Source organism: Pseudoduganella violacea, from assembly GCF_014191875.1.
Lineage (GTDB): Bacteria > Pseudomonadota > Gammaproteobacteria > Burkholderiales > Burkholderiaceae_D > Rugamonas > Rugamonas violacea_A.
The window spans coordinates 1-12,586 of sequence record NZ_JACHXD010000004.1 but is presented as its reverse complement, the minus strand read 5'-3'; the positions used below and the strand labels follow the sequence as shown (position 1 = coordinate 12,586).

The following is a 12,586-nucleotide window of genomic DNA, read 5'->3' as shown; positions in this document are numbered from 1 at the left end:
CTGACACGCAAAAGAGATAAAAGATGCAGTCAACGATAAATAATCTTCCTCCTTACCTGAGCCTGGCGATCTGGCTGCCGGTGTTGTTCGGCCTGATCGTCCTGGCGGTCGGCCGCGATTCGCGCGCCGGCATGGTGCGCATGCTGTCGCTGTTGGGCGCGATTGTGTCCTTCCTGCCGACCATTCCGCTGTTCACCAAATTCGACAACGCGGCGCACGGCCTGCAGTTCGTGGAAAAAGCGCCGTGGATCGAGCGCTTCAATATCTTCTACTCGCTCGGCGTGGACGGCCTGTCGCTGTGGTTCGTGCCGCTGACCGCCTTCATCACCATCATCGTGGTGATCTCGGCCTGGGAAGTGATCGAGGAGCGCGTCGCGCAGTACATGGGCGCCTTCCTGATCCTGTCCGGCCTGATGATCGGCGTGTTCTGCGCCATGGACGGCCTGCTGTTCTACTTCTTCTTCGAAGCGACCCTGATCCCGATGTACATCATCATCGGCGTCTGGGGCGGCGCCAACCGCGTGTACGCGGCGTTCAAGTTCTTCCTGTACACCTTCCTCGGTTCGCTGCTGACGCTGATCGCCATCATCTACCTGTACAACAAGTCGGGTAGCTGGGACATCCTGGTCTGGCACAAGCTGCCGCTGGCCATGGGCGAACAGATCGCCATCTTCTTCGCCTTCTTCATGGCTTTCGCCGTGAAGGTGCCGATGTTCCCGGTCCACACCTGGCTGCCGGACGTCCACGTGGAAGCGCCGACCGGCGGTTCCGCCGTGCTGGCCGCGATCATGCTGAAACTGGGCGCCTACGGCTTCCTGCGCTTCTCCCTGCCGATCGTGCCTGACGCCTCGAAAGAGCTGGCCGGCTTCGTGATCGTGCTGTCCCTGATCGCCGTGATCTACGTCGGCCTGGTGGCACTGGTGCAGAAGGACATGAAAAAACTGGTGGCTTACTCCTCGATCGCCCACATGGGCTTCGTGACCCTGGGCTTCTTCATGTTCAACGACATCTCGATGCAGGGCGGTATCGTGCAGATGATCTCGCACGGCTTCATTTCGGGCGCCATGTTCCTGTGCATCGGCGTGCTGTACGACCGCATGCACTCGCGCCAGATCGCCGACTACGGTGGCGTGGTCAACACCATGCCGAAGTTCGCCGCCTTCCTGGTGCTGTTCTCGATGGCCAACTGCGGCCTGCCAGCCACCTCCGGCTTCGTCGGCGAATTCATGGTGATCCTGGGCGCGGTGCAGTTCAACTTCGTGACCGGCATCCTGGCCGCCACCGCCCTGATCCTGGGCGCGGCGTACTCGCTGTGGATGGCCAAGCGCGTGCTCTTCGGCAAAGTGGCCAATGCCAACGTGGCCGCACTGACCGACATCAACAACCGCGAGTTCCTGATGCTGGGCATCCTGGCGCTGGCGGTGCTGGTAATGGGCCTGTACCCAGCCCCGTTCACCGACACCATGCAAACCTCCGTGGCCGACCTGCTCAAGCACGTCGCCCAGAGCAAGCTGCACTAAGAAAAACCAGGAATAGCTAAATGAATACCACTAACCTGATCCCGCTCTATGCAGAAGTCTTTCTGCTGATCGCCACCTCGGCGATCCTGCTGATCGATATGTTCCTGTCAGAGAGCAAGCGTTCGATCACTTATGTGCTGTCGCTGCTCGCGCTGGGCGTCTGCGCGGCCATCAGCCTGGCCGACTACAACGCCGGCGCCACCGTGTACGCCTTCAACAATATGTTCGTGTCGGATCCGATGTCGAACCTGCTGAAAGTGTTCACCTACCTCGGCGTGGCCGTGACCCTGGTGTATTCGCGCCAGTACGCGCATGCACGCGGCATGCTGGGCGGCACGCTCGGCGGCGAGTTCTATGCGCTGGCCCTGTTCGCGACCCTGGGCCAGATGGTCATGATCTCCGGTAACAGCTTCCTGTCCATCTACCTGGGCCTGGAACTGATGTCGCTGGCCCTGTACGCGCTGGTGGCCCTGCGCCGCGACAACGCGAAAGCGACCGAAGCGGCGATGAAATACTTCGTGCTGGGCGCGCTGGCTTCCGGCTTCCTGCTGTATGGCATGTCCATGCTGTACGGCGCCACCGGTTCGCTGGAACTCAATGAAGTGGCGAAAGCGGCCGCCAGCGGCACCGTCAAGCCGACCATCCTGGTCTTCGGCCTGGTGTTCATGGTGGCCGGCCTGGCCTTCAAGCTGGGCGTGGTGCCGTTCCATATGTGGGTGCCGGACGTCTACCAAGGCGCGCCGACCGCCGTGACCCTGCTGCTGGGCGGCGCGCCGAAACTGGCCGCCTTCGCCATCTGCATCCGCCTGCTGGTGGAAGGCCTGCTGCCGCTGGCGCATGACTGGCAGCAGATGCTGCTGATCCTGGCCGTGCTGTCCCTGGCCATCGGCAACTTCACCGCGATCGCCCAGTCCAATCTGAAGCGTATGCTGGCTTACTCGACCATCGCGCAAATGGGCTTCGTGCTCCTGGGCCTGATGGCCGGCGTGGTCGGCGTGGACAAATCGAACGCCGCCGCTGCCTACAGCGCCTCCATGTACTACTCGATCACCTATGTGCTGACCACCCTCGGCAGCTTCGGCCTGATCATGGCGCTGGCGCGCTCCGGCTTCGAAGCGGAAGAACTGTCCGACTTCAAGGGCCTGAGCAAACGCAGCCCGCTGTACGCGCTGCTGATGTCCGTGCTGATGTTCTCGCTGGCCGGCGTGCCGCCGATGGTTGGCTTCACCGCCAAGCTGTCGGTGCTGCAGGCTGTGATGAGCACCGGCCAACTGTGGCTGGCCGTGCTGGCGGTGATGTTCTCGCTGATCGGCGCCTACTACTACCTGCGCGTGGTGAAAACCATGTGGTTCGACGAGCCGGAAGATACCGCGCCGATCGTCGTCCACGGCGACAAGAGCGTGGTGCTGGTGCTGAACAGCCTGGCCGTGGTAGCTATGGGCATCATCCCAGGTCCGCTGCTGAACGCCTGCCTGAGCGCCATGAGCAAAACCCTGGCCTCCTAAGCATCCGGCAATGGACGTATCCTCCTCCAGCTGGTTGGTGATCCTGCTTGCATTCGCAGCCGCCAACCTGCCATTCTTTAACGACAAGGTGTTCGCCCTGATTCCGCTGAAGTCCGGCGGGGCAGGGCAGGAGCGCCACCGCAAGGCGCTGTTCATCCGGCTGCTGGAAATGGTGGCGCTCTACTTTGTCGTTGGTCTGATCGCCATCGCGATCGAGGCGCGCATCGGCACCCGCTTCCCGCAGCAGTGGGAGTTCTATGCGATCACCGCCTGCCTCTTCATCGTGCTGGCCTTCCCTGGCTTCGTCGTGCGCTACCTGCGCAAGCGCCGCTGATACACTACTGATTTTCCGATTGAAAGGAGCGTGCATGGATGCGCACCTGAAAGAAACCCGTATCGACGGTGAGCTGGCGTACGACGGCCACTTCCTCAAGGTCCAACGCGACCGCATCAAACTGCCCAACGGCGCTGAAACCGGGCGCGAATTCATCAAGCATCCCGGCGCGGTGGTGATCCTGCCGCTGCTGGACGACGGCCGCGTGCTGCTGGAGCGCCAGTTCCGCTATCCGCTCGACCGCGTCTTCATCGAACTCCCGGCCGGCAAGATCGATCCGGGCGAGGAGTCGCTGGCCTGCGCCAAACGCGAGCTGGAAGAGGAAACCGGCTACAGCGCCAGCGAGTGGCATTACCTGACCACCATCCATAACGCCATCGCCTACTCGGACGAGTACCTGGACATTTTCCTGGCGCGCGGCCTGCAAGCGGGCGAAGTCAAACTGGATGAGGGCGAATTCATCGAAACCATCACCGCCACGCCGGAAGAGATGCTGGACTGGGTGCGCACCGGCCGCATCACCGACGTCAAAACCATCATCGGCGCCTTCTGGCTGGAACGCATCAATAGCGGAGCCTGGAAGCTCGGCTGAGGCGATGGCTGCGCCGCGCTTCCCGCTCCGGCTGGCCTGCCTGCTGGCCGCGCTCGCGCCGCTGTGCGCCGCGGCCGGCGGCGCAGCGGAAAAGCGTACACCGTTCCAGATCCGCTGCGAGGACACGATCAGCAAGACCGCTTCGGTCATGTCGGCCCAGCAGAACGGCTACTCGCTCAACACCCAGCTTTCCTATAAATCGCTGACGCAGATGAAGGGCGATTACCAGCCCAACAGCTATGTGCTGGGTCTGACGCGCACCGAATCGCTGGTGAAGGTGGGCTGGACCGGCCAACTGCTGCAAGACCCGGAAAGCGGCTATGAATGCATCGCGCCCAAGATCGAGGTCAGACTCAGTTACGCGCCGGTGCGCATCTACGTCGGCAACGAGTTCCCGAAAGGCAGTTGCGGCTATGATGTGATCCTGGCGCACGAGATGCAGCATATGCGGATCTATATGGACAACCTGCCCAAGGTGGAAGTGGTGGTGCGCGCCGCGCTGCTCAAGCGCTTCGGCGACAAGCCGCTGTACGCGCCGTCCCGCACCGCGCAGTCGGCCCTGAACCATGAGATCAACAGCGGCTGGCTGCCCTTCATCAAGGCCGAGATGGAGAAGGTCGAGGCGCAGCAGGCCAAGCTGGATTCACCGGCCGAATACGAGCGCCTGGGCAAATCCTGCAACGGCGAGATCCAGACTATTTTGAACAAGACGCGCGGCAGACGCTGAGCGCATACGAGATGACAGCAAGCGATAACAAGAATCCCCCGCGGCCGGTGCGCTATTTTGCGCTGATTCCGGCCGCCGGCGTCGGCGCGCGCATGGCCGCTTCCACACCCAAGCAATACCTGGCGCTGGGCGGCCAGCCCATGCTGGCCCATACCCTGCAAGCCTTCCTCGGCAGCGAGCTGATTGCCCACACCTATGTGGTGGTGAGCGCGGAAGACGGCTATATCGACTCCGTCGCGCCGCCCTCCGGCGTGACCGTGCTGCGCTGCGGCGGCGCCACGCGCATGGATTCGGTGCTGAACGGCTTGCGCGCCTTGCGCGCCGTTGCCGCCGATGGCGATATGGTGCTGGTGCACGACGCCGCCCGTCCCGGCCTGACGCCGGAGCTGATCCGCAAACTGATCGGGGAAGCGGGCGCCAACCCGGCCGGCGGCCTGCTCGCGCTGCCGGTGGTGGATACCGTGAAAAGCACGCGCGGCGGCGCCGTCGCCACCATCCCGCGCGATGGCATGTGGCTGGCGCAGACGCCGCAGATGTTCAGCTATGCGCTGCTGCTGCGCGCCTTGTCTGCGGCGCCCGACGCCAACGCCATCACCGACGACGCCAGCGCCGTCGAAATGCTGGGCCTCTCGCCGCAATTGGTGGAAGGCCATCCGCGCAATCTGAAGGTCACGCTGCCGAGCGATATCCGCATCGCAGAAATGTATCTGGAACAGGACAAAAAATGACAGCCACTCCCGCACTCCCATTCCGCATCGGCCAGGGCTATGACTGTCACAAGCTGGTCGAAGGCCGCAAGCTGATCCTGGGCGGCGTCGACATCCCGCACGAGAAAGGCTTGCTCGGCCACTCCGACGCCGACGCCTTGCTGCACGCGATCACCGACGCCATCCTGGGCGCGGCCGCGCTGGGCGATATCGGCCGCCATTTCCCCGACACCGATCCCACCTTCAAGGGCGCCGATTCGCGCGTGCTGCTGCGCGAGGCGGCCAAGCGCGTGCGCGCCACCGGCTACGATATCGGCAATATCGACGCCACCATCATCGCCCAGCGGCCGAAGATGGCGCCGCATATCGGCGCTATGGCTACCAATATCGCCGAGGATCTGGGCATCACGCCCGGCCAGGTGAACGTCAAGGCCAAGACCAACGAGAAGATGGGCTATCTGGGCCGCGAGGAGGGCATCAATGCCGAAGCCGTGGCGCTGCTGGTGCTGCGCCCGGCTTGATCGCAGCGCGGCTGCTTAGCGCAGCTGCATCGCCTTGCGGTAAGGCGCGATCGGCGGTCGCGGGAACTGGGCCGAGGCGTAATTGCTGCGGAAGCATTGGGCCTTGCTGTTCTCGACATCGGTCATGCTTTGCGTAACCTTGCCGTTGGCATCGAGCAGTAGGATGATGGTCACGGGATACTTCGACTTCTCGTGACAGCCGCCTTTCTCGTCGAGCTTATTGGCGTTGTTGAAGCGGATCGATTCCTCTTCGTACTTCGCCACTTTCTCGTTCGGGAACTGGGCATTGAATTTGGCCATTTCGCCCGCGAATTCCGGATTTTTCGGCGAAGGCGCCTCATCCTGCGGCGAGGTGGCGGTAGGCGTGGTCTGGCAGCCGGTGGCGAGGACAATCGCGCACAGGGCGCCGAGTTTATAGAGGTGAGTGCGCAAGCGTATTCTCCCAAGTAAATGAATGCGACCGCTGGCTTGGGCGGCGTGGCGATGGCCAACTGATCCAGCTGGCCGGCGTTTGCCCGCATTGTATAGGGCAAGCGCATCCTGCCGCGCACGATAAGCGCCGTCGATCCGGGCAAGCGACTGCATGGCGTTATTTTAATCAATGTGAAAATTTGAGAAAAAGTTCCTGCGTCAGATGGTGTATCTTCCTGGCACCGAACGCTGGTCCAGCGTCATGGCGCGACAAAGGAGACGCTGCATGCCTGAGGTGAAATTCGAGCCTTTCCTGGGCGAACACTGCGAATCGACCATGCTGGTCAACCTGCTGCGCCAGCAGGGCATCGACCTGTCCGAGGAAATGGTCTTCGGCCTGGGCATGGGGCTGGGCTATATTCACTGGCAAGCGGGCGCCATGCCCTTTCCCTTTCTCGGCGGGCGCGCCAAGCCGGATATGCTGGCGGAAAACCTGTCCGCCGTGCTCGGCGTGGAATTCGATGTGCGCGCAACGGCTTCGGCCGCGCGGGCTCGCGACAATGCGCTGGCCGCCCTGACGGCGGGCAAGCTGGTTGGACTCAAGCTCGATCACTATTATCTGGAATACTTCCGCGAAAAACGGGTGCATTTCCACGCCCACTACGCGACCCTGTACAAGGTCGAAGGCGAGGATGCCTGGCTGGTCGATACCAAGGGCGGTGGCGGCGGCGGCCGCACCAGCCTGGCCAGCCTGGACGAAGCGCGCGCGGCCAAAGGGCCGATGAGTTCGAAGAACCTGTCGCTGACGGTGAAGGAGGGCGCCGCGCTGGATGGATTGCGCGCGCAACTGGCGGACAAGCTGGCCAGCGCTTTTTTCGTCGCGCTCGCCGCCAATGCCCACACTTACCTCAATCCGCCGATCAAGAATATGGGCTATAAGGGCGTGCTCAAGACCAGCGCCAGCGTCGGCGCCTGGCTCGACGAGATCGCCGACCCCGCCGAGTCCCTGCCCATCATCGCCATGCTGATGGAACGGGCCGGCACCGGCGGCGGCCTGTTCCGCAAGATGTATGGGCGCTTCCTGCAGCAGGGGCAAAGCCTGACCGGGATGGCGGCGCTGGGCGTGGCGGCCAGGGAGTTCGATGCCATCGCTGCGCGCTGGACCGAGGTGGCGGAACTGATTGAGGAGGCGGGCCGGCGCGGCAAGCGGGATGCGCTGGCGCAGGCTTCCCGGCTCCTGGCCGAGATTTCCCAGCGCGAGCGCGCCCAGCTCACGACGCTCGAGACGCTGGCCCGCCAGGCCGGCGCGCCGGCGCTGGCCTGAACGCGCCCGCCGCGGACGGCTTCAGATCGGGAAGATCAGGCAGGTGGTGGTGGCGTGGGCGTACAGCTTGCCGTTGGCGTCGGTGATGCGGCCTTCGGCGATGCCGACCTGGCCGCCGACGCTGATGACCCGGCCTTCGGCGCGGATCGGGCCGGTCTTGTCGCTCAGCGCGCGGATGAAGTTCACCTTCAATTCCAGTGTGGTATAGCCCTTGCCGGGCGGCAGGCAACTGTGCACGGCGCAGCCGACGGCCGTGTCGAGCAGGGTGGCCGCATAGCCGCCGTGCACGCTGCCGCTGGGGTTGAAATGCTGGGCGCCGGGCCGGCCCTGGAACAGGGTGCGCCCTTCGCTGACGGCGATCGGGACCATGCCCAACAGTTCCAGCATGGGCGCGGGCGGCAGGTCGCCATTGCCTATCCCTTGCAGAAACTCCAGGCCGCTGCTGCCGCGCAGCGTGTCGCGATCCGCCACGCCCGGTTCGGCCAGGCGCGCGCGCATCGCCGCCTCCTCGCTCAACCAGCTTGCCGCCGTATCTTGTGCATCCATGCCGCTTCCTCCAAAAATAGGTGTAGCTACACTATAATGCAATTTCAATAATCAGTGTATTTGCACCTTCCGCCATGCTCCAGACCAGCCTTGCCATTCCCTGCACCTGTTTCCAGCTGCGCAAGCTGACGCGCACCGTCACGCGCTTTTATGACCAGCGCATGCTGGCCAAGGCCGGCTTGAAAAATACCCAGTTTTCGCTCTTGAGCCATGTACTGCAACTGTCCTTGCCGATGGCCCGGCTGGCGGCCGAAATGGGCATGGAGCGCACCACGCTGACGCGCAATCTGCGGCCCATGATCGAGGCGGGCTGGGTCGAGCTGCAGGCGGGCGGGGATCCGCGCCAGCGCATCGTGGCCATCACGGCGGCCGGACGCGAGGTGCAGCGCACCGCCCGTCCGGCGTGGCGCGCGGTGCAGAAGGAGATGGAGGCGCTGCTCGGCACCGAGGCCGTGGCCAGCCTGCATGGCAATATCGAGCACGCGCTGGCACGCCTCAGTGAATTTCTCGACGGAAATTAATCTCTCCTGCTACCATAGCGTATTGGCTTGATAACAGGAGGCGGCGTGGCGCGCGACATTTATGCCTACCGCGAGGTGGCGGTGGAATCGTTCGAACAGGGTGGTGAGGTGCGGGTGCGTCCAGTGAATGGACAGGCTTACAGCTCCGAGTTGCGGGTCGAATGCTCGCGGCGCCTGCGCGATACCGCCGTCTACCCGCTGGGCAGCTATTTCCTGGTGTCGGCCAAGTTGACCGACCGGCTGGGCGGCTTGCCCTTCCTGTATGTCTACCACGGCGATCCCGTCCAGGCGATGACGCCGCAGCAGACCAAAGCCTTCCTGGCCGAGTATCGGCGCCGCCGCATTTGAACTTGTTGGGAGCCCAAACGATGAAAGCCCTGAAAACACAGGCGGTGCTGGCCTTGGGCGCCACGCTGCTGATTGCCGGTCCCGTCCTGGCCCAGGAAGCGGGCGAGTTGGAACTGCCCGCCGCCAGCGATCTGCTGGTGCTAGCCTTCCCCAAATGGCAGGATGAAAGCGCGGGCCGGGTGCAGACGGTGAAGCTGTCCAGCGGCCACCCCGATTGGAGTGGCGCGGCGGCCGAGGGAATGCCGGCGTCCGCGCGCAAGGGCAAGCCGCGCTTGGCCAAGCGCGCCGCGCCGGCCAGGGCGGTGAGCCAGAGCGTGATCGTGGAACCGGCTTTTGTCAGCCGCCTTGGCGAGAAGCGCTATGTGCTGATTGCGCGCATGAGCAAAGCCACGGCCGACGGCACGCCGGACAGCAGCCATGGCACGCCGGTCGCGCTGGCCGCCTATACCTTCGAGACCAGCAAGAGCGGCTGGAAGCTGGTGCAGCGCCAGGAGCCGCTGGCCTATGTGGGATATGAATCGCAGGCCGATATCCAGCCGCTGCAATTGTCGGCACAGCGCATGGGACTGAGTGCGAGCTACGGCAGTTGCTGGCAGGGCCATTGCAACGAGTGGTTGTCGCTGTACGAATTCGGCAAGGACAAGGTCAATCCCGCGCCCATCCTGGAACTGCAGCTGAACGACAGCAATGCCTACAGCCTGCCTGACTGTCTGGGACGTTTGCAGGAGGTGGTGCGGGAATTCCGCGGCCGTGTCGACGGCGGCTATGACGAGCCGGATGCGGGACACGATTGCGTGGCGCTGCGCGGCGACTGGAGCGTGTCGACCTCGGCGCAGCAACCGGGTGATATCACGGTGCGCTACACGGGCGCCGTCAGCGCGGGCGGCAAGCATGGCGTGCAGCCGGCCGCCGAAGTGGACCAGCTGCTGCGGCTGCAATACCGCAACGGCAAATACCTGCCGCTGGCGGGCCGCAGCCCGATCACCAAACCCTGGCGTTGAACGCAGGTCCGGACGCGCGCGCGTCCGGACCTGCGACAACTTAATGCACCACGTGCAGGCGGCTGGGGAAACGGCGCGGGCTGCCGAACTTCAGCATGACGAAGACGGTGGCGGCGGCGAAACTGCCACCGAGGAACATGGCGCTGAACAGGCCGAAATGGTCGACCGCCACGCCGCCGACGGCCGCGCCGCTGGCCAGCGCCACCTGGGCGGTGGCGACGAACAGGGCGCCGCCCGAATCCATCGCGTCCGGCGCCGACTTCATCATCCAGCTCTGCACCGAAATCGGCATCGCGCCAAAGGCCAGACCCCAGATCGACACCAGTACCGTGGCCGCCAGCGGATCGGCGCCCAGCAGGGGCAGGCCGGCCGTGGCCAGACCCATCACCAAGGCGGTGCCGGTCAGCGCGCCGCGCACGCTTTTCTCGGCGATCCAGCCGCCCAGGATATTGCCGAAGAAGCCCGTCACGCCATAGGCCAGCAGCAGGGCGCTGATGGTCTTGGCGTTCATATGCGTGACCTGCTCCAGGAAGGGCGAGATATAGGTATAGGCCGCGAACTGGGCCACGAAAATCAGCAGCGTGGCGATCAGGCCGATGCGCGCCTTGGGAATATGCAGCAGCTGCGGCAGGTCGCGCAGCGCCACGCCGCGGTTGACCGGCAGCTTGGGCAGCAGCAGGAGCTGGGTCAGCAGCACGACGACGGCCACGCCGGCCGCCGCGCCGAAGGCCACGCGCCAGCCCATGATGTCGCCCAGCAGGGCGCCGGCCGGCACGCCGGCCACGGTGCCGAGGGAGACACCGGCAAAGATCAGGGAATTGGCGCGCGTCGCATACTGCAGCGACACCAGGCGCGGCCCGACCGCCAGGCCCACGGCCCAGAAGCCGCCGACGGCCACGCCGAGCAGGGCGCGTCCCGCCAGCACCCAGGCGAAGTTGGGCGCCAGCGCCACCGCCAGATTCGAGACGAAGAGCAGGGAGAGCAGGGCGAGCAGCACGATGCGGCGGTCGGCCTTGCCGACGCCGATGGTCACGGCCAGAGCCGAGAGGGCGGCGATATAGCCGGGCATCGTCACCAGCAGGCCGGCCTGGCCTTCGCTGACGCGCAGTTCGGCGGCGATTTGCGGCAGCAGGCCGACCGGCAGGAATTCGGTGGTGACGAGGGCGAAAGCGCCGACGCCGACGGACAGCACGGCCAGCCAGGTGGCCAGCGACGGTTTGGGCGCGGGGCTGGCGGCGCTGAAATCGGCCGCCGGCGCGCTGGAAGTGGACTGCATGAACTGCTCCTTGAATTTTTAACTGGTCGGTTATAATCTACTTATGCGATGATGGGTGTCAAGAACTTTTTTAACCGAACGGTATGAAAGAATCGAATAAGCTACCTTGCAAGCTGGGCCGGCCGCGCACTTTCGATGAAGAGCAGGCCCTGGACCGGGCGATGGAAGTGTTCTGGGAAAAGGGCTATGAAGGCAGCTCCCTGCCGGAGCTGACCACGGCCATGGGCATGAACCGGCCCAGCCTGTACGCCGTGTTCGGCAACAAGGAAACCTTGTTCCGCAAGGCGCTGGAGCGCTACCAGAGCACGCGCATGAATTACTGCGACGTGGCGCTGGAAAAGCCGACCGCGCGTGCCGTGGTCGAAGCCTTGCTGCGCGGCGCGGTCGACGCCCAGACCCGGCCGGACAGCCCGCACGGTTGCCTGAACGTCAACGGCGCCCTGGCCTGCAGCGACGAAGCCAAACCGGTGCGCGACGAGCTGATCGCGCGCCGCGAGCACAGCGAAACGCGCTTGCGCGACCGGCTGCGCCAGGCGCGGGAAGCGGGGGATTTACCGGCCGACGCCTGTCCGGAACAGCTGGCGCGCTACGTGGCGACGGTGCGGCAGGGGCTGGCGGTGCAGGCGGCGGCGGGCGTGGAGCGCGCCCAGCTGCATACGGTGATCGATATTGTGATTCAATCCTGGCCCGTGGGAAAGCTTGTACAATCGGCCAGCCAATAAATCATAATAGGAGACAGGCAATGATACGCATCCGCGAGATCGACCACATCGTGCTGCGCGTGGTCGATCTGGACCGCATGGTTCGATTCTACACCGAGGTGCTCGGTTGCGCTTTCGAGCGCCAGCAGGAAGAGATCGGCCTGTACCAGTTGCGTGCCGGCAGCAGCCTGATCGACCTGATCCCCATCGACAAGAAGCTCGGCCAGGTTGGCGGCGCCGCGCCCGGCAAGGAAGGGCGCAATGTCGACCACTTCTGCTTCCGCGTCGAACCCTTCGACGAAGCCGCCATCCTCGCCCACCTGGTGGCGCACGACACCCCGCACGGCCCCGCCGAATCGCGCTATGGCGCCGAAGGCGAAGGCCCCTCCATCTACCTGCAAGACCCCGAAGGCAACACCGTCGAACTCAAAGGCCCACCCGCTTGATTGTTGGGTCCGTGTCCGATTGGGGTCTTATATCGTGATAACCCTGTAAATTTACGTTTGCGAGCATGCCAGCCTGATGGGTCTGTGGGATAGCATCCCGAGGGTC

General features: G+C 64.3%; 16 protein-coding genes. 13 read left to right on the top strand and 3 right to left on the bottom strand.

Going from position 1 to position 12,586, the window contains the following annotated elements:
- Positions 1 to 23: 23 nt before the first annotated feature.
- From FHS03_RS08445 to ispF, 7 genes are read left to right on the top strand one after another with little or no spacing between them, the layout of a single operon-like run.
- Complete coding sequence (locus FHS03_RS08445) at positions 24 to 1,520, top strand: NADH-quinone oxidoreductase subunit M (RefSeq protein WP_183440581.1); 1,497 nt, start codon at positions 24 to 26, stop codon at positions 1,518 to 1,520.
- A gap of 20 nt (positions 1,521 to 1,540) precedes the next feature.
- Positions 1,541 to 3,025, top strand: a complete 1,485-nt coding sequence (gene nuoN, locus FHS03_RS08440) for an NADH-quinone oxidoreductase subunit NuoN (RefSeq protein ID WP_183440580.1) — start codon at positions 1,541 to 1,543, stop codon at positions 3,023 to 3,025.
- A 10-nt stretch (positions 3,026 to 3,035) separates the two neighbouring features.
- Positions 3,036 to 3,359 (top strand): DUF2818 family protein, encoded by a 324-nt coding sequence (locus tag FHS03_RS08435; RefSeq protein WP_183440579.1) that lies wholly within the window; start codon positions 3,036 to 3,038, stop codon positions 3,357 to 3,359.
- A gap of 34 nt (positions 3,360 to 3,393) precedes the next feature.
- Positions 3,394 to 3,951, top strand: a complete 558-nt coding sequence (locus tag FHS03_RS08430) for an NUDIX domain-containing protein (protein ID WP_183440578.1) — start codon at positions 3,394 to 3,396, stop codon at positions 3,949 to 3,951.
- Between the two features lie 4 nt (positions 3,952 to 3,955).
- A complete protein-coding gene (locus FHS03_RS08425; RefSeq protein WP_229426123.1) occupies positions 3,956 to 4,678 on the top strand; it encodes a hypothetical protein in 723 nt (240 codons plus the stop codon).
- 11 nt (positions 4,679 to 4,689) lie between these two features.
- Positions 4,690 to 5,406, top strand: coding sequence for a 2-C-methyl-D-erythritol 4-phosphate cytidylyltransferase (ispD, locus tag FHS03_RS08420; RefSeq protein WP_183440577.1), 717 nt, complete (start codon positions 4,690 to 4,692; stop codon positions 5,404 to 5,406).
- Entirely contained in the window at positions 5,403 to 5,906 is a 504-nt protein-coding gene (gene ispF / locus FHS03_RS08415) for a 2-C-methyl-D-erythritol 2,4-cyclodiphosphate synthase (RefSeq protein ID WP_183440576.1), read from the top strand. Before ispD ends, ispF begins: the two co-directional genes overlap by 4 nt.
- 15 nt (positions 5,907 to 5,921) lie before the next feature.
- Here the strand turns inward: ispF and FHS03_RS08410 are convergent, their stop codons facing one another.
- Complete coding sequence (locus FHS03_RS08410) at positions 5,922 to 6,338, bottom strand: hypothetical protein (protein ID WP_183440575.1); 417 nt, start codon at positions 6,336 to 6,338, stop codon at positions 5,922 to 5,924.
- 265 nt (positions 6,339 to 6,603) lie between these two features.
- Between FHS03_RS08410 and FHS03_RS08405 the strand changes: the two genes are divergently transcribed.
- The gene (locus FHS03_RS08405; protein ID WP_183440574.1) at positions 6,604 to 7,641 is read left to right on the top strand and encodes a BtrH N-terminal domain-containing protein; all 1,038 of its coding nucleotides are present in this window, start codon (positions 6,604 to 6,606) and stop codon (positions 7,639 to 7,641) included.
- 21 nt (positions 7,642 to 7,662) lie between these two features.
- On the opposite strand, the gene FHS03_RS08400 is transcribed toward FHS03_RS08405, so the two are convergent.
- Positions 7,663 to 8,187, bottom strand: coding sequence for a PaaI family thioesterase (locus FHS03_RS08400; protein ID WP_183440573.1), 525 nt, complete (start codon positions 8,185 to 8,187; stop codon positions 7,663 to 7,665).
- A gap of 74 nt (positions 8,188 to 8,261) precedes the next feature.
- Between FHS03_RS08400 and FHS03_RS08395 the strand changes: the two genes are divergently transcribed.
- The 3 genes from FHS03_RS08395 to FHS03_RS08385 are packed head-to-tail and all read left to right on the top strand — an operon-like array spanning position 8,262 to position 10,057.
- Positions 8,262 to 8,708: a MarR family winged helix-turn-helix transcriptional regulator gene (locus tag FHS03_RS08395; protein ID WP_183440572.1), complete on the top strand. Its 447-nt coding sequence runs from the start codon at positions 8,262 to 8,264 to the stop codon at positions 8,706 to 8,708.
- Between the two features lie 45 nt (positions 8,709 to 8,753).
- Positions 8,754 to 9,056: a hypothetical protein gene (locus tag FHS03_RS08390; RefSeq protein WP_183440571.1), complete on the top strand. Its 303-nt coding sequence runs from the start codon at positions 8,754 to 8,756 to the stop codon at positions 9,054 to 9,056.
- Positions 9,057 to 9,076: 20 nt separating this feature from the next.
- Positions 9,077 to 10,057 (top strand): hypothetical protein, encoded by a 981-nt coding sequence (locus tag FHS03_RS08385; protein ID WP_183440570.1) that lies wholly within the window; start codon positions 9,077 to 9,079, stop codon positions 10,055 to 10,057.
- A gap of 40 nt (positions 10,058 to 10,097) precedes the next feature.
- Here FHS03_RS08385 and FHS03_RS08380 read toward each other — a convergent pair whose 3' ends face one another.
- Entirely contained in the window at positions 10,098 to 11,333 is a 1,236-nt protein-coding gene (locus FHS03_RS08380) for an MFS transporter (protein ID WP_183440569.1), read from the bottom strand.
- Between the two features lie 83 nt (positions 11,334 to 11,416).
- Between FHS03_RS08380 and FHS03_RS08375 the strand changes: the two genes are divergently transcribed.
- The gene (locus FHS03_RS08375; RefSeq protein WP_183440568.1) at positions 11,417 to 12,055 is read left to right on the top strand and encodes a TetR/AcrR family transcriptional regulator; all 639 of its coding nucleotides are present in this window, start codon (positions 11,417 to 11,419) and stop codon (positions 12,053 to 12,055) included.
- A 20-nt stretch (positions 12,056 to 12,075) separates the two neighbouring features.
- A complete protein-coding gene (locus tag FHS03_RS08370; RefSeq protein WP_183440567.1) occupies positions 12,076 to 12,480 on the top strand; it encodes a VOC family protein in 405 nt (134 codons plus the stop codon).
- The last annotated feature ends 106 nt before the right edge of the window (positions 12,481 to 12,586 follow it).